This window comes from Pedobacter gandavensis, from assembly GCF_032677645.1.
GTDB lineage: Bacteria > Bacteroidota > Bacteroidia > Sphingobacteriales > Sphingobacteriaceae > Pedobacter > Pedobacter gandavensis_A.
In genome coordinates this window covers 95,009-113,308 of sequence record NZ_JAVTSB010000015.1, presented here as the reverse complement: position 1 = coordinate 113,308, position 18,300 = coordinate 95,009, and the positions used below count along the sequence as shown (strand labels likewise).

Genomic DNA, 18,300 nt, shown 5'->3' with positions numbered 1-18,300 from the left:
ATTTGAATTACGAGTTACTTTGTTCTAAAGTTATAGCAATAGCCCGTTTAACAGGCAATTTTATCCGCAAGGAGTCCATGAATTTTGACGCGAATGCGGTAGAGGTTAAAGGTCTGAATGACCTGGTCTCCTACGTAGATAAAAATGCGGAGAAGCAATTGGTCAGGAATTTAGTGAAATTGATTCCTGAGGCTGGCTTTATTACGGAGGAGGAGACAATCAATACCACTGGTAAGGTCTTTAACTGGATTATAGATCCTTTAGACGGAACAACGAACTTTATCCATGGTTTGCCTACTTACGCGATCAGCATTGCCCTTTATGAAGAAGGACAGCCGGTGATCGGGGTGGTCTATGAAATCAACAGGGGGGAGATGTTTTCTACTTACAAAGGTGGAGCAGCTTACCTGAACAACAAAGAAATCTCTGTTTCTAAGCGAACTTCTTTAAGCGATACCTTAATGGCTACCGGTTTTCCATACTATCAGTTCGATAAGCAGGAGGCCTATATGAAGTTGCTTTCCGAAATGATGCGTAGCTGTCATGGCTTAAGACGAATTGGCTCTGCGGCCACCGATTTAGCTTATGTGGCTTGCGGTAGGTTCGATGGCTTCTTCGAATACAACCTGAATTCCTGGGATGTGGCGGCAGGTGCTTACCTGGTGCAACAGGCAGGAGGGAATATCCTTAATTTTTCTGGTGGCACTGAGTTTATAGAACAACGCGAGATCCTGGCTACCAATGGCGCTATTGATGCCGAAATGCTGGCGATTATGGCTAAATATTTTAACGATTAATCTAATTTACTCCATAAAAAAAAGGCCTTGATTCTGAAAATCAAGGCCTTTTTCGTATGCTGGTGTTTTTTATAAAGCTTCAGATACTACTTCTTTCACTTCAGGAACCATACGTTGTAATAAATTCTGGATACCAGATTTTAACGTGATGGTAGAAGATGGACATCCACTGCAAGAACCTCTAAGTTCTACGGTTACGATACCATCATCAAATGATTTATAGCTGATTGCACCACCATCCTGCTCTACTGCCGGACGAACATAGTCGTGCAGGATTTGCTGAATTTTGATTTCGATATCTGTTCCTGTAAATGCCGGAGCAGCTTCGTCAGTTTCTTCTTTGATTTTATACTCTGATTCTACGGCACCTTTTACAAATTCTTTAAGAATTGGCTCGATATCCGGCCATTCTGCGTCTTCTGTTTTGGTGATCGTTACAAAGTTGCTTGCAAAAAAAACGCCGTTTACAAAGTTGAACTTGAACAGTTCCTTTGCAAAAGGAGATAGCTCGGCACTCTCTTTAGTCGCAAAATCTTCGCTGCCATTGATCAATAGTTTATTGACCATAAATTTCATGGTGGCAGGATTAGGGGTTTGTTCTGTATATACGTTGATCGTCATTGTCTTTTTTTCTTACAAAAATAAATAATTCAAAGCGGCAAATTAAGGTATCGATGTCTGTTTTAGGTCATTAATTCCTAGAAGACACCCGTGTAATTAAACGGGGTGATATGCTTTAATTCTGCTTTTATAGTTTCGTTTACGTCTAAACCATCAATAAAGGTGGCCATCGTATCCGCTGTAATCTTCTGATTGGTACGTGTCAGGTCTTTTAAGGCCTCATAAGGATTCGGGTAAGCTTCTCTTCTCAATACCGTTTGAATCGCTTCTGCAACCACTGCCCAGTTGTTTTCAAGGTCGGCAGCAATGGCATCATTGTTCAGGATGATTTTGTTCAATCCTTTCATCGTAGAAGACATGGCAATGAGCGTGTGTGCCATCGGAACACCTACATTTCTCAATACCGTAGAATCGGTCAGGTCTCTTTGCAGACGTGAGATTGGTAATTTTGCCGCGAAGAATTCAAATAAAGCATTGGCTAAACCTGCATTTCCTTCTGCGTTTTCAAAATCAATAGGGTTCACTTTATGTGGCATTGCCGATGATCCTACTTCTCCTTCTTTAATTCTTTGTTTGAAGTAATTTTTAGAGATATAAGCCCAGATATCACGGTCAAGGTCAATAATAATGTTGTTGATGCGTTTTAAAGCGTCACATTGTGCAGCAAACTGATCGTAATGTTCGATCTGAGTAGTATGTTGCGCGCGGGTTAAGCCCAATACTTCGTTTACGAAGTTATTAGAGAAATCTACCCAGTTAACGTTTGGATAAGCAATATGGTGTGCATTAAAATTACCGGTAGCACCGCCAAATTTTGCACTGTTAGGAATGTTTTTTAAGTTATTTAACTGGATTTCTAAACGTTCAGCAAATACCAGGAATTCTTTACCCAATTTAGTAGGGGAAGCTGGCTGACCGTGTGTAAATGCCAATAAAGGAACGTCTTTCCATTCTGTTGCCAGTTCTTTAATCTTGCTGATTAAATTGCTGATGTTTGGATAATATACTTCATTTAAGGCCAGCTTAAACGTATATGGAATAGCAGTGTTGTTAATGTCCTGAGAAGTTAATCCGAAATGGATAAATTCTTTGTAATCCTGGAAGCCTAAATCATCGAATTGTTTTTTGATGAAGTATTCTACCGCTTTCACGTCATGGTTGGTTACTTTCTCGGTGTCTTTAATCTCCTGAGCATGTACATCAGTAAATTGCTCATGAATCAGACGTAATTTTCCATAATTGGCTTTATCAAATTTCGCTAATCCAGGTAGTCCGATTTCACATAGTGAAATGAAATACTCAACTTCTACATAGACCCTGTATTTAATTAGGGCAGATTCAGAAAAGTACTTAGACAGGCATTCAGTTGTATTTCTATAACGGCCATCTATTGGAGATATAGCTTGTAATGGTGATAAATTCATGGATATTAAGATTGTTTACGGTCGCGAAGTTACGTATTATTAGCCGTTTTTGGGAATGGAAGCCGCGCTAATTGAATTTCAGGGCATAAAAAAAGGCTTTGGATCATCCAAAGCCTTTTTTTATAGAGTTAATTAAAACTAGTGAGCAGCTGGTTTCTCAGCTTCAGTAGTAGTTTTAACAACTGTATCTTTTACTGTAGTATCAACAACTGTAGTATCAACAGTAGTAACAACAGCACCTGAGTCAGTTAATGTAGTGTCAGTTGATTCACCTTTTTTCTCTGATGAACAAGCTGCTACTGATAAAGTGATTGCTAAAGCTGCGAAACCTAATTTAAATGCGTTTTTCATTATATTTTTTTTAAATGTTAAATAATCAATTTTGTAGATTAATACCCTAAATCAGAAAAGGTAACCCCGATTCCTCAATTTTTTTTTATTTATTTTCAAATTTGAGGGAAACCGGCTTTAAATGAGGTTTTAAGCGGGGAGTACTGTTGTAATAAATGGTATAGAGCTGGTGTAGAATGGCTATACTAGTGCTGGTTGTTGAAGGGCTGATGGAGGGGTGCTGAGGGGTTGCTAAGGAATAAGCCTAAGCAACCCGTCGCCAACCCTCCGTCAACTCCCCGTCAAGTCCTCATCAACCAGCACCAGTATAGCAGCACTATAGCAGGTGTGCTATACGGAGATACGTTGACACTTATAATTTACGTTAGCTGAAAAAAAAATATAGCTGCAACAAAAAAGGTGCTGGAATTTTCCAGCACCTTTTTTGTTATTAGCCTATTGAGCTTATTTTTTAACAACTGTATCAGTAGCAACAGTAGTAGTTTTAACAACTGTATCTTTTACAGTAGTGTCAACAACGTTAGTATCAACTGTAGTTACAACAGCACCTGAATCAGTTAATGTAGTGTCAGTTGATTCACCTTTTTTTTCTGATGAACAAGCTGCTACTGATAAAGTGATTGCTAAAGCTGCAAAGCCTAATTTAAATGCGTTTTTCATTATAATTCGATTTTAAATAATTAATTAATTTTGCAGATTAATACCGGAAAGATTAAAAGGTAACCCAGCGAATTCAAAAAAAATAAAAAAAAATATTTGACGAATTCGGGAAGGCGAACGTTATAGGTAAGGTATTAGGGGAAAGATCATAAAAAGTATTTTTTTTTGGTTAACATTGGGTTACCATTCACGTATAAATGTATTAATTGGTGAGTAATAAGTTAAGCAGTTCAGTTCCAACAGATAGAGAGGTAGTTTTAGGGATACTAAATGACTCGGAAGATACGCTAAATAAGCTGTACACAGGGTATTTCCCGATGGTATTGCAGTTTATCCTGAATAATAACGGTGATGAAGATGATGCAAAAGACGTGTATCAGGAAGGAATCATCGTATTATACAATAAAATAAAGGGCGGAAATTTCGAATTAAGCAGTAAACTAAAGACCTATATATACTCAGTTTGCAGAAGAATATGGTTAAAAAAGCTTTCGCAGGAAAGCCGGAAAACCAATAACATCTCAGACTTTGAGGATATCATGGCAGTAGAGGTAGATTTGGAACAACATGAAGAAAAAGATCAGCAGTTTGATAAAATGAACGATGCACTTCTTCATCTTGGTGAGCCTTGCAAAACCATTATTCAGGATTTTTACATCAACAGTCTTTCGATGCAGGACATTTGTGAGAAATTTGGCTATACCAATACGGATAATGCCAAAACTCAAAAATACAAATGCTTACAGCGGCTGAAGAAATTGTTTTTTCAAGTATAAAGGTGATATGAGAAACGAGATTGAGTTAGAGGGTATAATTGAAGATTATTTGAATGGTAAGCTTTCTGAGCAAGAAAGAGTAGCTTTTGAGCAGCTTCGCAAGAATGATCCCGTAGTGGATCATAAAGTGGTTGCGCATAAAGTTTTTCTGGAATCTCTGGGAGACTATGCCAATATGATGGATTTAAAAGCGAAAATGGATCGCGCCCATGCAGAAATTGATGTGGATGCTTTAACAGAAGCGCTAAGACCTCATCCTTCTTATATCGTTAACTTATGGCGTAAAAATAAGGCAGCAATCGCTGTGGCCGCTTCTTTTATCCTGTTAACTGTGGTAACCGTATATTCTATACAGCAAAATACCAAACAAAGTGGTAGCGTAGAACTGGTAAGCAGGGAACTGACGAAGATTAAAAATTCTCAAAGCAGCCTGATCAGAATCATCAATTCTAAAAACACACCTAAAAATGTGAAACCTGCCAATTTTGGCGGAACAGGATTCGCATTAACCGCTAACGGTTATTTACTAACCAATCTGCATGTTGTAGATGGCGCAGATTCGGTATATGTACAAGACAATAAAGGTGAATCTTACAGAGCTAAAGTAGTGAGAACAGATTCTCAGTATGATCTGGCCATTCTTAAGATCACAGACCCTTCATTTAGCCCGCTTTCTAACCTTCCTTACCGTTTAAAACAAAGTGGAATAGGAATGGGTGATGTAGTCTATACGTTGGGCTTCCCTAAAGATGATGCCGTATTTGGTGAAGGTTATGTAAGTTCAAAAACAGGTTATAATGGCGATACTACACAGTATCAGGTGGCTATTCCGGTAAATCCAGGTAATAGTGGTGGTCCATTGTTAGACCATCAGGGTAATATCATCGGTGTAATCTCTGCGAAAGAGAAACAGGTAGATGGAGCCACTTTTGCCATCAAATCGAAATATATTCAAGAGGCTTTAAACTCTATTCCTAATGATTCATTAGGTAAAAAAGTAGCCTTCAATAAAAGGAATTCTTTACAAGGCCTGAGCAGAAATAAACAGGTACAGAAAATACAAGATTATGTATTCATGATCAAAGTATATAAATAGAAATTTCCTTATAATTCTCCGGAAGACCCTATAGCTGATCTCGCTGTAGGGTCTTCTTTTTTAACGGCGTTTTTTGTTTCTTTTGTCCTGATAATTTTCTAGTTTTATAAGATAAGCTGTTGTGAAACTAATTACAAAGACATGGATTTTGGGAAAGTTGATGATGATGAACTTAAAACGATAGACTTTAGTCTGCCGGAAGATGGGCAGCAAACGCTACGTACTTTATCGGGCAAAAAATCAGGGAAAGCGCCGGAGTTTTATGTGGGCTGTGCAAAATGGGGTAGGAAAGAGTGGGTAAACATGATTTATCCGCCAAAAACTAAAGAAGCTAATTTCCTGGATGAGTATGTGAAACATTTTAATGCCATCGAGCTGAATGCCGTGTTTTATAGTCTTCCTAAAGCGGAACAAATCAGGAAATGGAAAGAAAAGGCTGCCGGGAATGCGAGCAATGGCTTTGTATTCTGTCCGAAGTTTTCCCAAACCATTACCCATATTAAAAGACTAAAAGGTGCGGAAGAAGCAACTGAAATTTTTCTCTCCGGAATCTCTGAATTCGGAGCATACCTCGGACCATGTTTTCTGCAAATGGGGGATAATTTCGGGCCCAAAAACAAGGAGGTTTTGGAGGCTTATCTCGAATACCTACCCTCAGACTTATCTGTATTTGTAGAACTTCGGAATACAGAGTGGTTTACTGTACCCAGTAACCGCAAAGCACTTTTCGAAATGTTGGCCAGATTAAATAAGGGTGCCGTCATTACTGATGCCAGTGGTAGAAGAGATGTGATTCATATGGAGCTGACTATCCCTGAAGTCTTTATTCGTTTTGTCGGAAATGGGGCTGCATTTAAAGCTTCTGATGAAGCAAGAATTGAGGAATGGGTGAAACGTATTAAGATATGGCTCGACCAGGGCCTTGAAAAAGTCTATTTCTTCCTGCACCAGCATGATGAAAAGGATACGCCAATTCTGGCCAATTATACCATCAAAGCATTCAATAAATATCTGGGGAGCCAGCTCCCGGAGATTAATTTTTTAGGTGATCAAAATGGAGAAATTACAAAAGACCCACAATTATTCTAAAAAGTATACTAAATTTGTAGATATTATAATTTATACCCTAAAACCACAACATTATGAGTTTAAGAATAGGGGACGTAGCGCCCAACTTTAAAGCAGAAACTTCTATCGGTAATATTGATTTTTATGAATTTTTAGGAGATAGCTGGGGCGTTTTATTCTCTCATCCGGCAGATTATACTCCGGTATGTACTACTGAACTTGGCCGTACGGCTTCCTTAAAAGGTGAATTTGAAAAAAGAAATGTAAAAGTACTGGCCCTGAGTGTAGATTCAGCAGAATCACATAAAGGATGGATCAGAGATATTAATGAAACACAAAATACTACTGTAGAGTTCCCGATCATTGCAGATGAGGATAAAAAGATCGCAGATCTTTATGATATGATTCACCCTAATGCTTCGGAAACCTTAACCGTACGTTCTTTATTTGTGATTTCACCAGATAAAAAAGTGAAATTGATGTTGACGTATCCAGCTTCTACCGGCAGAAACTTTGATGAGGTTTTGAGAGTAATTGATTCTTTGCAGTTGACTGCGAACTATAGCGTTGCTACTCCGGCAGATTGGAAAGATGGTGATGATGTAGTGGTGATGAACAGCATTAAAACAGAAGATATTCCAGCTAAATTTCCAAAAGGACATAAAGTGATTAAACCTTATCTAAGAATGACTCCTCAACCAAATAAATAGAGCTTGATTTATTTCTGAAGATATTAATCATAAAAATGGCCCCATCATTCAACGAATGATGGGGCCATTACATTTTATACTTTATTAGATCTGATGAATTATCCGATGGACTTTAAAAAGATACTTTCGTAATTACTAAAGCTGGATTTAATGGCTTTGCTTAATTCCGCTTGCTGGTTTGCCTTACTCAATTCCTCCATACCGTTCAGTATAGACAGGCCAACCTGTATATCTCTTAACCGTCTTCTTTGTTGTTCCGGTTCCAGAGAAGCGATGTACTGCAATTCCAGGTCGATAAAGGAAAGTGTTTCCTTAGCCATTAAGTTGGCCTGTGGCAGGTCTTTTAACTCGTAAAACAGCCTGATGCTATTATACCTGTTGATCGTATCCTGAATCGAGTAATTTTTTAGCGGAAGTTCTTTCGCACTTTTCTTCATGACCGCTAGTGCCTGTACATCTTTGCCCTCCAAAATCAGGTTTGTAGCCAGGGTATTGTGGAAAGTCCAGGTGCTTTCTCCGATTCTTCTGCTTTCAACATCCAGGTATCTGGCTGATTTAAAGCCGGAATAATCCATTTTGTGCATCACATTGTTGTACATCACCTCCGTATTGGTGACCTCTGATTTATTACGATCATCCTTAGGATCCGTTTTTAAAGGGAGTAGACGGTAGGCATAACCCTCCAGATACAAGTATTTGTCTAAGCCGATATAGGTATCCTGGGAAACAGAAGTGGCAAAATAAATTGGTCTTTCCCAGTTGTTGTGTACCAGGATGTCGTACATCGCCAGCTCTGCTTTACCAATGAAGTTTTTATCTACGGTCCATTCCATCTGGCCAACAGCTTTGTCCTGATCTGCCGCTTTAATGGTATTTGTTTTAACCAGCTGATCGGAATCAACGGTCATTTTAAGCTTTTTAGTTGGCAGAAAGTTTTCATAAGAACCATCGTTCATTTGTGCCTGATCGGCTTTTGCATCCGAGGTGAGTACGGTTAACAAGTCTTTTAATTCTACACTATCGGTAAATCCGTAATCGATATAAGGGATATAATCGCGAACACCCTGTTGATATTTTTCAGGGGCCATGGTGATTGGTAATGCAGCAGATTTGTTTTGTTGTTTTCTCAATTGATTGATGAAATTGCCATCACTAAGAAACTGTAGACAGATCACGCGGACATCCGTTCTGATGCCTTCTACTTCCTGCGCATACCATAAGGGGAAGGTATCATTATCCGCATTGGTAAACAAAATCGCATTTGGTGCACAGGAATTCAGGTAGTTTACGGCCCAGTCTCTTGCAGTGGTTTTGCCGGAACGGTCATGATCGTCCCAACCTTGTACCGCCATTAAAGCCGGTGCAATCAATACTCCTGTTACTACGGCCAGAACCAGACTCATTTTTCGGGGAGCAAAACGGGAAAGCATTTCTTTGATCGCCAATACGCCTAAGCCAATAAAGATACAAAAGGCATAAAATGATCCTACATAGGCGTAATCACGTTCTCTAACTTGTAGCGGGTCCTGATTTAGGTATAGAATGATGGCCAGACCGGTGAAAAAGAATAAGGTGGCGATCACCAAAGTGGCCTGTTTGTCCTTTCTGTACAGGAAGATTAGTCCGGCCATTCCCAATAGAAAAGGTAAGCCGTACAGCACATTATGGCCTTTATTGTCTTGAATAGAAGGAGGCAGTTTACTTTGAGAACCCAGTCTGACGGCATCCAATGGCTTAATGCCAGACAGCCAGTTTCCTTCCTCCAGATTTCCTTGTCCCTGAATATCGCTCTGACGGCCCACAAAGTTCCATAAGAAATAACGCATGTACATGAAACCTACCTGATAAGAACTGAAAAATCCCAGGTTATCAGACATTGTAACTGGCTGTTCTTTTTCGAGTCCCATCCATTGCTGGTAAAAGTTGATATGATCTGGTTTACTACTGTACATTCTCGGAAAGAGCATGTTTTTATCGTAATTCACCTTGAATGATTTTCCGGATTCCTCATATTTTGAGCTTCCCTTACGGTATTCTGTGCCGGTTTCCTTATAGTCCGTTTGTTTGGAATCAAAGGATTTTCCGTACAACAATGGGGTTTCTCCGTAATTGGTTCTTCCGAGGTAACTGTACAAGGAAAAGGGACTGTCGGGGTTTGATAAGTTAATGCTGGGTTTAGCATTTGCACGGATCAGGATCACAAAATAGGAACTGAATCCGAAGATAATAAATGCGAAACAAAGCAGGCTGAGGTTCAGGTTATATTTACGCTGCTGGATCGAATAGTAAATGCCATAACTAATGGCGCCAACTAATATTAAAATAAAAGCCATGGCACCAGTGCCAAAGCCCAATCCTAAAGTATTCACAAAGAAAAGGTCGAATTTTGCGGCTGCAAGAACGAGGTATTGTACGATGACGATTTGCACGATGCCAACAATCAGACAGGCAAGGGCAAAGGCTTTTAGCGTACCAGGCCAGGTTACTGCTTTTGTTTTCTTGAAATAATAAACCAGAACAATCGCAGGAATGGTAAGTAAACTTAAAAGATGCGCGCCGATAGAAAGGCCTACAAGAAAAGAAATGAAAATCAGCCAGCGGTTGTCCAGGCTTTTTTCCCATTTCAGAATGGCCCAGAACACGATGGCGGTAAATAGGGTAGAGAGCGCATATACTTCCGATTCTACTGCCGAAAACCAAAAGGTATCGGAAAAAGTATAGGCCAATGCACCTACAATACCTGCGGCGATGATACCCAGTGATTCCAGTTTGGTTTTTTCTTCGGGATATAGTTTGGATGCCAGCGCTGTAATGGTCCAGTAGAGGAACATGATGGTGGCTCCGCTGAATAGCACAGAGCTGAAATTGATCCAATAAGCTATTTTGGCAGTGTCGCCAAGGGCGAATAAGGAGAAAAGCTTGCCGATCATCAGGAACAGAGGGGCTCCGGGTTGATGGCCGACCTGTAGTTTATCACTGGCAGCGATGAATTCTCCACAATCCCAGAAACTGACGGTTGGTTCCATTGTCAGCCAATACACAAGGGTGGCGACCCCAAAAAGGAGGAAGCCCACCAGGTTGTTGATGCGGCAATAATTTTTCATGATTTAAGGTTTAATTTTGGGTTAATCAAAAATAACCAAATCATTAAAGGATAATATTTTACAAGTGTTAAAGTATGTTAAAGAATGTTAAATTTTTCAGTTAGACTGCTGGAATGAAACTTTGAGAAACAGGGATTTCATCGTGTAGAAACGAGTAGGTATTCGTTAATAGTGCTGCTCAATATGGGCATCAATGATCAGATAACCTTGTTTTTTACTCTGTGTGAAGATTAAAAAGCGCTGTTGATCCGGTTTGATCTTGTATTTTTTCACCAGCTGTTCCGCTTTGTCGCGGTAATTTCTGGCGATCACATTTCCCCTCAGGTCTTTTTCTTTTTTCAGATCGGCGGTTGAGCGCAGGCCATTGATTTTGAACCTTCTTCCCGGGAAGTTTTCAATAACTTCTGAAGAAGTATAAAGTTGTGTTTGTGCATGTAATTTCTGTAAGCCATACCTGCTGGCAATCAGATTGAAAGCGCCGCCTTTCAGCAGGGCAGTATCGGGCTCGTAAAGGTATTGCTGTAAGTCCAGGTCCTGGATTTCTGCGTCAGTATCCTCTTCTCCTTTAAAAAAGCTAAAGTTTTTTTCCTGCTCATTGAGGGTGGTACAAACGATTTTCACCCGGGCGGAAGGCTCGTTTTCGACGATCCATAACAGCTCTTTACATTCGTTTTTAACGCTGATTACATGGATTTCACTTACATTTTTCAGTTCTTTTAATCCGGCACTGAAATCAAGTAAAGGTGCTGTTTTAATGATGATCCGCTTAGATTTTGACAACAGCAGATCCAGATGCTCCACCACATTTGGCGTACAGTCTTTGAGCATAAACACTTTTCCTGTGCTACTTCTTCTGGCAGGATCAATGTAAATAGTGTCGAAAAATACCGCTGTTTCCCGAAGATAAGCAATGCCATCCAGGGCCAGAAAGCTCATGTTTTGCTGTTGAAACACTTGTGCATTGTATGCGGCAATTTCGGAAAGCTCCGGGTTGATCTCGCAATGGGTCACCTGATTCAGCTTGCGGGCAAAGAAAAGGCTGTCTACCCCAAAACCACCGGTCAGGTCGATCAGTGTTTCGCCAATGGCCAAACCTGATTTATAAGCCGCTGTACTTTCCGAAGAGCACTGCTCTATCGACAATAATGCCGGGTAATAAATCAGTTCCCGGTGATACCAATGCGGTAATTTCTTTGCGCTTTTTTGCTTTGCGGCAATCTGGTTGGCCAGTTCTTTAGAACTGACCTCCGGAAAGGGACTTTTAGCCATGGCAATGGTAAATACATCCCCGGTTAAATGGTTATTGATATATTCCTGTACTTCGCCGGCTAAAATATTTTTGTTCAATGGACTAGATTTTAGGCGTTAAGGTTACGGTCTTTCATCACGATCTGGCAGGTATGTCTGCTTTTAACTTCCAGCAAAATGCTTTTGTTAACAGTTACGCGATCGATAGTTTCCTGGTTGTAATACCTGATGGTCACCAACTCTAAACCGGTATTGTATTTTACTTTGTAATGAACGGAAAGTTCTTCAATCAGTTGTTTTAATTTCTCCGGATCTTCATCAATACTCACCGAAAAACTGATGGCAGAATTCAGCATGGTATTGATTTTTACCTTGTGTTTATGGAAAAGACTGAAAATATCACTCAGGTTTTCTTCGATAATGAAGGAGAAATCCTTAGGGAAAATAGAGATCAGCACCTGTTGCACCTTAAAGATAAAAGAAGGGACCGGCAAGTGGTTTTCCGCATTGGTGATGTCCGTTCCCTCAGCTTCCGGATGAAGGAAAGAGCGTACATATAAGGGGATATTTTTATTCTGGATTGGCTTAATGGTTTTTGGGTGAATCACCGTAGCGCCATAATAAGCCAGTTCGATGGCATCATGATACGACAATTGCGGAATGCGCTCAGTCTCATCAAACCATTTTGGATCTGCGTTTAATACGCCCGGAACATCTTTCCAGATGGTTAAAGAAGCCGCATTCAGGCAGGAAGAGAAAATCGCAGCCGAATAATCAGAGCCTTCGCGACCTAAAGTAGTGGTGAAGTTTTCACTGGTGCCCCCGATAAATCCCTGGGTTACGCCAATAAAATGATCCAGTACAGGTAATAATTCTTTCTGTACTTCTGCTTCCGTTTTCTCCCAGTTTACATTTCCTTCGCGGTAATTGTTATCAGTTTGAATGAAGTTACGGGCATCCAGCCATTTGGCTTTTAAACCGGCTTCATTCAGGTAAGCCGCAACGATTTTAGTAGAAATGACTTCACCGATAGACACAATCTGATCATAGATGTAATCAGGTGTATCTGTAATTTCTTCTTCAATCAGCCAGTCGATTTCTACAAAGGTATTCGCTACATCATTGTAGATTGGGTGTTGGTGATTCGGGAACAGGTCCGCAATAATAGCAAAATGGTAAGCTTTTACGGCTTCAAAGATCTGATGCGTCAGTTCTTCTTCTCCATTCAGGTAAGCTTTGCAGAGTTCTTCCAGTTTGTTGGTCATTTTGCCCATGGCAGAAATGACGATCAATAGTTTTTCTTTTGGGTAGCGGCTAACAATTTGCGCAAGGTTGATGACGCCAGCTGCATCTTTAACCGAGGCGCCTCCAAATTTGAATACGAGCATAGTTATTTTGTCGGACTGAGTAAGGTATTTGGCCTGGCTATGGTTTTTAAATCGCTGAAAGGAATGATCAATTCAGTGCTACCATAAGCATAGGCTTTAATTTCGTATGGATTGTATAGGAATTTTAATCCTTCTTTGGTGATCGTAAAATTACGGTTCAGGTTGAACTTGTCATTTTCAAAGAAATAGCTGTCTTTAAGGCTTGCTGTCGGACTTAATTTCTCGTTTTTCCTGAAAATCTTTTCTGCAATAGTCACCAGTTGGGGCATGCTGCCTTCATTGATCAGGGATTCCAGTGTGATTTCCTGTAAGGTTTTCGGGTTCAGATTCCAGTAAATCATGGCGCTGTTGGGGTGTGCACCACCGGCATAATTCACCAGGCTATGTTCCAAACCTAAATAATCAGGCTGATCTGTTAAGACCTTTGTTTCGGCATCCAAAAACCAGGTTGCTGAAGTTCCTGCGGTAGTAGCCAGGGATTCGTAATCTTTCAGAAAATTATCAGCCACCTGCTGGTAAGTCTCTACTTTCTTATCATCAGTATCTGCAACCGCTGCAATCGTTTTTTGTTCGATCCACTGGTTCAGCTTCTGATCCTGGAAAACCGGATACACGAGGCGTACATAGGTAGTATCCGTGGTTTTTTCTTTGGCCGCAGGATTAGGCTTACTGAAAACCTTAAGACTGTCGTATTTAAAAGACAAGCCATTTGTGGCATTAACTTCCAGATTAGAAAGAGCGGTAGTATCTCCCTGATCACTTGCTTTTTTCTCACTCTGACAAGCTGCAAAGCTTAAAGCCAGCATTAATACTGCTAATTTTTTCATCTCTGATAGTTTTTAAAGAATCAATGAATCTGTTTTCGAAAGAACAGTTAAATTGAATAACTGTTCTTTCGAAAACTATACTTTAGAAATCTGTTCTTTTGAAAAAGAACCATTTAACCATTCTGCTTCCAGCTGTGCATCATACTTTTTGTAAAAGTTGATGGCCGGTTCATTCCAGTCCAGCACCTGCCAGTTCATCCCGTTAAAGTTCTTGTCTTTAGCTTCTTTCATGACTCTTTCAAAAAGTAATTTTCCGATGCCTTTGCCTCTGTAGCTTTCGGTAACGATAAAGTCTTCCAGGTATAATCTGCATCCTTTCCAGGTAGAATATCTGGTGTAGTATAAGGCAAAGCCGATAATCAGCTGATCATTTTCGACAACAAAGGCATTCCATACCGGATTAGAACCGAAACCAGCATCTTCAAATTCTGCTAAAGTAACGGTCACTTCTTCCGGAGCCTTTTCATATAGCGCCAGTTCATGAATCAATTCTAATAGACGCGGGCAATCCTGTTGTGTGGCAACTCTGATGTTTATATTCATTATGCTTCTTCTTTCCAGTGTTTAATTTTCCTTTTTCCAAAAATATTGCTGCCCACGCGAACCATGGTACTTCCTGCTTCAATGGCCAGTTTATAATCTCCGGACATCCCCATCGAAAGCTCTTTAAAGCTATCGTCTTTTCTAAAGAAACTTACTTTAATCCCATCAAAAAGGACTTTAAGTTCTGTAAATTCATCCAGTGTTTGTTTCTCCAGTGCGTTGTTGCTGGCGATACCCATTAAACCGGTAATACGAACGTTTTTCATGGCTGCAAACTCTTCTGAACGCAATAAATCAATTGCTTCATCGTAGCCTAAACCGAATTTCGTGTCTTCATCAGCAATGTAAATCTGCAATAAACAATCGATCACTCTTTTGTTTTTCGCCGCTTGTTTATTGATCTCGATCAACAGTTTTAAGCTGTCTACCGATTGAATCAGACTAATAAAAGGAGCAATGTATTTTACCTTATTGGTTTGTAAATGACCAATCAGGTGCCATTCAATATCCTGCGGAAGTTGCGCCTGCTTTTCTACCAGCTCCTGCACAATGTTTTCCCCAAATACCCTTTGTCCGGCGTTATAAGCCTCCAAAACTGCCGATGCTTCCTGGTATTTCGAAACCGCGATTAATTTCACCGCAACTTCATCCAATTCGTTTTTATATTTTAATAAGTTATCTGCTATACTCATTTATCAGTATTTTTGGTAAAATTAAGAACCTTAGCGAACTTTGGCTAAGAAATAATGATGTTTTAAGCATAATGAGAAACTTTTTATATATACTATCCCTTTTTTTACTGATTTCTGCCTGTAAACCAGGGATTCCTAAAGACATCATTCAGCCGGATAAAATGCCGGGTGTACTGAGCGATATCCATGTGGTAGATGGTTATATTTCCAATCTTCCGGGAGTAGATTCTGCGAAGAAAGTGGCCAGTGCCTATTATAAAGGTATTTACAAGAAATATAATGTGGACTCCGCGATGTTTGCAAGGAGTATGACTTATTATAACGCCAATCCGAAGTTACTGGATGAAATTTATACCCATGTGATTCAGGATTTATCGAGACAAAAAGCGGTCATTACTAAATCCGACTCGGTCATCAACGCGAAAAACAGAATAGAATTAATGTTAAAATTATCAGCGGATTCGCTGGCCAGGAAGTCACCGGATTATAAAATCCGCTTCCTATTGAAAGATACCACGAATTTGACGGATACCACGAAGAAAGCGATGGAGTTTATTCAACCAAAGATGGTTTATAAAAACCCAAATTAGAATTATAAGTATGTTATATCCGGAGAATTGTTTAGAGCGTTTGGGTTTTAGTGAGGTCAGACAACTTATACATAAACACTGTTTGAGCCCAATGGGGCAACAAATGGTCGATAAAATGCAGGTCATGACGAAGTATGACCAGATCAATAAATTTTTGCGTCAGACTTATGAGTTTAAAAGTATCCTGGAAAATCAGGAGCCTTTACAAATCAGCTCATTTTTTGACATCAAATCCTTAGCAGATAAAATTAAAGTAGAAGGAACTTACCTGGTGGAGGAAGAATTGCACCAGATGTATGCTTCCCTGCTCACGGTTTTTTCTGTATTGCGTTTTTTTGAAGAAAGAAAAGAAGTATATCCCAACCTGGAGGCTTTATTAGAGCACCTTCCGGTAGAAAAGAATATCCTGAAAAGAATTGAAATGGTGCTGGACCCGAAAGGGAAAATCAAGCCCAATGCTTCCTCCACTTTGCAACAGATCATTGGCGATATCGCTAAAGCAGAGCAGGATGTGAGAAAGCGGATGGATTCCATTTACAAAACTGCGGTTGGCAACAACTGGGTGGCGGATGGCAGCTTAACCATCAGAGACGGAAGGATGTGTATTCCTATCCTTGCGGAGAACAAAAGAAAACTTAAAGGTTTCATTCATGATGAGTCTGCTTCCGGGCAAACCGTTTATATGGAGCCGGAAGAGGTATTTACGCTGAACAATAAGCTGAGAGACCTTGAATTTGATAAACGCAGAGAGATCATTAAGATTCTTATCGCGCTGACTACAGATTTAAGACCTTACACGCCTTTATTGTTGTCGTACCATGGTTTCCTGACTAAACTCGATTTCGTGAGGGCTAAGGCTTTGTTTTCAATTGATATAGATGCGGATATGCCAATTCTGATCAAAGAAGCGAAAACGAAACTCGTTAATGCCACGCATCCGCTCTTGTATCTTTCTTTTAAGGAAGATAAAAAGACCGTGGTTCCTTTGAATATTCACATCACGGAAGAGCTTCGTATTGTGCTGGTTTCTGGCCCCAATGCGGGTGGAAAGTCGGTTTGTATGAAAACCGTTGGTTTATTACAAATCATGGTGCAATCGGGTTTACTGATTCCGGTACATGAATCCAGTGAGGTGGGGATCTTTGAAAATATCTTTGCTGATATTGGTGATGATCAATCTATTGAGAGTGATTTGAGTACGTATAGTGCGCATTTAACGAAAATGAGATACTTCGTGGAACATGCTTCGCCAAAAACACTGGTGCTGATTGATGAGTTTGGTACCGGTACCGATCCGCAATTTGGTGGTCCAATGGCAGAGGCTGTGTTAGAAGTATTGAACAATAAGAAGGTGAGAGGGGTAATCACCACCCACTATTCTAACCTGAAGCTTTTCGCAGGGAATACTCCTGGTCTGGAAAACGCCTCAATGTTGTTCGATAACGACCGCATGAAACCAATGTATATTCTGGAGCTTGGAAAACCGGGTAGTTCGTATGCCTTCGAAATTGCACAGAATATCGGTCTGCAAAAAGAAGTGCTGGAACTGGCAAGGGCAAAAACAGGAACCAATCAAAACCGTATCGACAGTTTACTGGTAGACCTGGAAAGAGAGAAAAAGCAGATCTATGATACCAAACTGCATCTGTCTAATCAGCAGAATAAAGTGAAAAACCTGGTTGCAGAAAATGAAAAGCTGCAACAGTTCTTAGATGAAAACAGGAAAGTGCTGATCAAAGAGGCCAAACTGGAAGCTCAGGCAATTATCAAAAATGCCAATAAGCTGGTAGAAAATACAATTGCCGAGATTAAAGATAAGCAGGCTGATAAGGTTGTGACCAAAGAACTGCGTCAGAATCTGCAAAAAGTATTGGTGCAGCATCAGGTAAAAGAAGAAAAGAAACCTGAGGTAGCCGTAGCCTTAAATACGCCGATTCAGGTTGGCGATTGGGTACAGCTGAACAATACGGAAACTACGGGACAGGTTTTAGAGATCAACAGAGACAATCTAGTCGTGGCTTTAGGCGAGTTACGTTCCGTATTGAAGAAAAACAGGGTTTATAAAATCAGTAATAAGCAGGCAAAAAAGGTAGTACAGGCCAATTCTTATTCGGGCAAAATGTCGGAGGCGATTGGTAATTTCACCGCTGAGCTGGACTTACGTGGCATGCGGGGCGAAAATGCTTTGCATGAAGTAGAAAAGTATCTGGATAAATCGATCATGCTTGGTTTTCCCTTCATTAAGCTGATTCATGGAAAAGGCGACGGTATCTTAAGAAAACTGATCCGCGAGTATCTGAAAAAATATAGTCAGGTAAACAGGGTAGAAGATGAACATGCCGATAGAGGTGGTGATGGGATTACTTATGTGTATTTCAACTAGTTAAACATATTCAGGACATTGC

General features: G+C 40.1%; 17 protein-coding genes. 7 read left to right on the top strand and 10 right to left on the bottom strand.

Translation table 11 applies throughout. From position 1 onward, the window contains the following. Positions 1-2: 2 nt before the first annotated feature. The gene (locus R2Q66_RS22395; protein ID WP_316753416.1) at positions 3-797 is read left to right on the top strand and encodes an inositol monophosphatase family protein; all 795 of its coding nucleotides are present in this window, start codon (positions 3-5) and stop codon (positions 795-797) included. A 69-nt stretch (positions 798-866) separates the two neighbouring features. On the opposite strand, the gene R2Q66_RS22390 is transcribed toward R2Q66_RS22395, so the two are convergent. The 4 genes from R2Q66_RS22390 to R2Q66_RS22375 all read right to left on the bottom strand — a co-directional run bounded on the left by R2Q66_RS22390 (position 867) and on the right by R2Q66_RS22375 (position 3,853). Next, positions 867-1,418, bottom strand: a complete 552-nt coding sequence (locus R2Q66_RS22390; protein WP_316753415.1) for a NifU family protein — start codon at positions 1,416-1,418, stop codon at positions 867-869. Between the two features lie 77 nt (positions 1,419-1,495). Next, positions 1,496-2,842: an adenylosuccinate lyase gene (gene purB, locus R2Q66_RS22385; RefSeq protein WP_316753414.1), complete on the bottom strand. Its 1,347-nt coding sequence runs from the start codon at positions 2,840-2,842 to the stop codon at positions 1,496-1,498. Between the two features lie 138 nt (positions 2,843-2,980). After that, complete coding sequence (locus tag R2Q66_RS22380) at positions 2,981-3,193, bottom strand: hypothetical protein (protein WP_316753413.1); 213 nt, start codon at positions 3,191-3,193, stop codon at positions 2,981-2,983. A 444-nt stretch (positions 3,194-3,637) separates the two neighbouring features. Then, entirely contained in the window at positions 3,638-3,853 is a 216-nt protein-coding gene (locus R2Q66_RS22375) for a hypothetical protein (protein ID WP_316753412.1), read from the bottom strand. Positions 3,854-4,062: 209 nt separating this feature from the next. On the opposite strand from R2Q66_RS22375, the gene R2Q66_RS22370 reads away from it, so the two are divergent. The 4 genes from R2Q66_RS22370 to R2Q66_RS22355 all read left to right on the top strand — a co-directional run bounded on the left by R2Q66_RS22370 (position 4,063) and on the right by R2Q66_RS22355 (position 7,503). After that, positions 4,063-4,629 (top strand): sigma-70 family RNA polymerase sigma factor, encoded by a 567-nt coding sequence (locus tag R2Q66_RS22370; RefSeq protein ID WP_316753411.1) that lies wholly within the window; start codon positions 4,063-4,065, stop codon positions 4,627-4,629. A 7-nt stretch (positions 4,630-4,636) separates the two neighbouring features. Then, entirely contained in the window at positions 4,637-5,725 is a 1,089-nt protein-coding gene (locus R2Q66_RS22365; protein WP_316753410.1) for a serine protease, read from the top strand. A gap of 141 nt (positions 5,726-5,866) precedes the next feature. After that, positions 5,867-6,814, top strand: a complete 948-nt coding sequence (locus tag R2Q66_RS22360) for a DUF72 domain-containing protein (RefSeq protein WP_316753409.1) — start codon at positions 5,867-5,869, stop codon at positions 6,812-6,814. A gap of 53 nt (positions 6,815-6,867) precedes the next feature. Further along, positions 6,868-7,503 carry a peroxiredoxin gene (locus R2Q66_RS22355; protein WP_316753408.1) on the top strand — a complete coding sequence of 212 codons (636 nt, stop codon included), beginning with the start codon at positions 6,868-6,870 and terminating at the stop codon, positions 7,501-7,503. A gap of 98 nt (positions 7,504-7,601) precedes the next feature. Here R2Q66_RS22355 and R2Q66_RS22350 read toward each other — a convergent pair whose 3' ends face one another. From R2Q66_RS22350 to R2Q66_RS22325, 6 genes are all read right to left on the bottom strand, one after another. Beyond that, positions 7,602-10,607 (bottom strand): DUF2723 domain-containing protein, encoded by a 3,006-nt coding sequence (locus R2Q66_RS22350; protein WP_316753407.1) that lies wholly within the window; start codon positions 10,605-10,607, stop codon positions 7,602-7,604. Between the two features lie 165 nt (positions 10,608-10,772). Beyond that, on the bottom strand, positions 10,773-11,954 hold the full coding sequence (locus tag R2Q66_RS22345; RefSeq protein WP_316753406.1) for a hypothetical protein: 1,182 nt from the start codon (positions 11,952-11,954) through the stop codon (positions 10,773-10,775). A gap of 11 nt (positions 11,955-11,965) precedes the next feature. Further along, positions 11,966-13,243: an aspartate kinase gene (locus R2Q66_RS22340; protein ID WP_316753405.1), complete on the bottom strand. Its 1,278-nt coding sequence runs from the start codon at positions 13,241-13,243 to the stop codon at positions 11,966-11,968. A 2-nt stretch (positions 13,244-13,245) separates the two neighbouring features. Continuing rightward, positions 13,246-14,070 carry a DUF3298 and DUF4163 domain-containing protein gene (locus R2Q66_RS22335; RefSeq protein ID WP_316753404.1) on the bottom strand — a complete coding sequence of 275 codons (825 nt, stop codon included), beginning with the start codon at positions 14,068-14,070 and terminating at the stop codon, positions 13,246-13,248. 75 nt (positions 14,071-14,145) lie between these two features. After that, positions 14,146-14,613, bottom strand: coding sequence for a GNAT family N-acetyltransferase (locus R2Q66_RS22330; protein WP_316753403.1), 468 nt, complete (start codon positions 14,611-14,613; stop codon positions 14,146-14,148). Continuing rightward, on the bottom strand, positions 14,613-15,305 hold the full coding sequence (locus tag R2Q66_RS22325; protein ID WP_316753402.1) for a YggS family pyridoxal phosphate-dependent enzyme: 693 nt from the start codon (positions 15,303-15,305) through the stop codon (positions 14,613-14,615). The genes R2Q66_RS22330 and R2Q66_RS22325 overlap by 1 nt, the downstream gene beginning before the upstream one ends. A 71-nt stretch (positions 15,306-15,376) precedes the next feature. On the opposite strand from R2Q66_RS22325, the gene R2Q66_RS22320 reads away from it, so the two are divergent. Both R2Q66_RS22320 and R2Q66_RS22315 read left to right on the top strand, forming a co-directional pair. Next, positions 15,377-15,895, top strand: coding sequence for a DUF4296 domain-containing protein (locus R2Q66_RS22320; protein ID WP_316753401.1), 519 nt, complete (start codon positions 15,377-15,379; stop codon positions 15,893-15,895). A gap of 10 nt (positions 15,896-15,905) precedes the next feature. After that, complete coding sequence (locus R2Q66_RS22315; protein WP_316753400.1) at positions 15,906-18,278, top strand: endonuclease MutS2; 2,373 nt, start codon at positions 15,906-15,908, stop codon at positions 18,276-18,278. Positions 18,279-18,300: the final 22 nt, after the last annotated feature.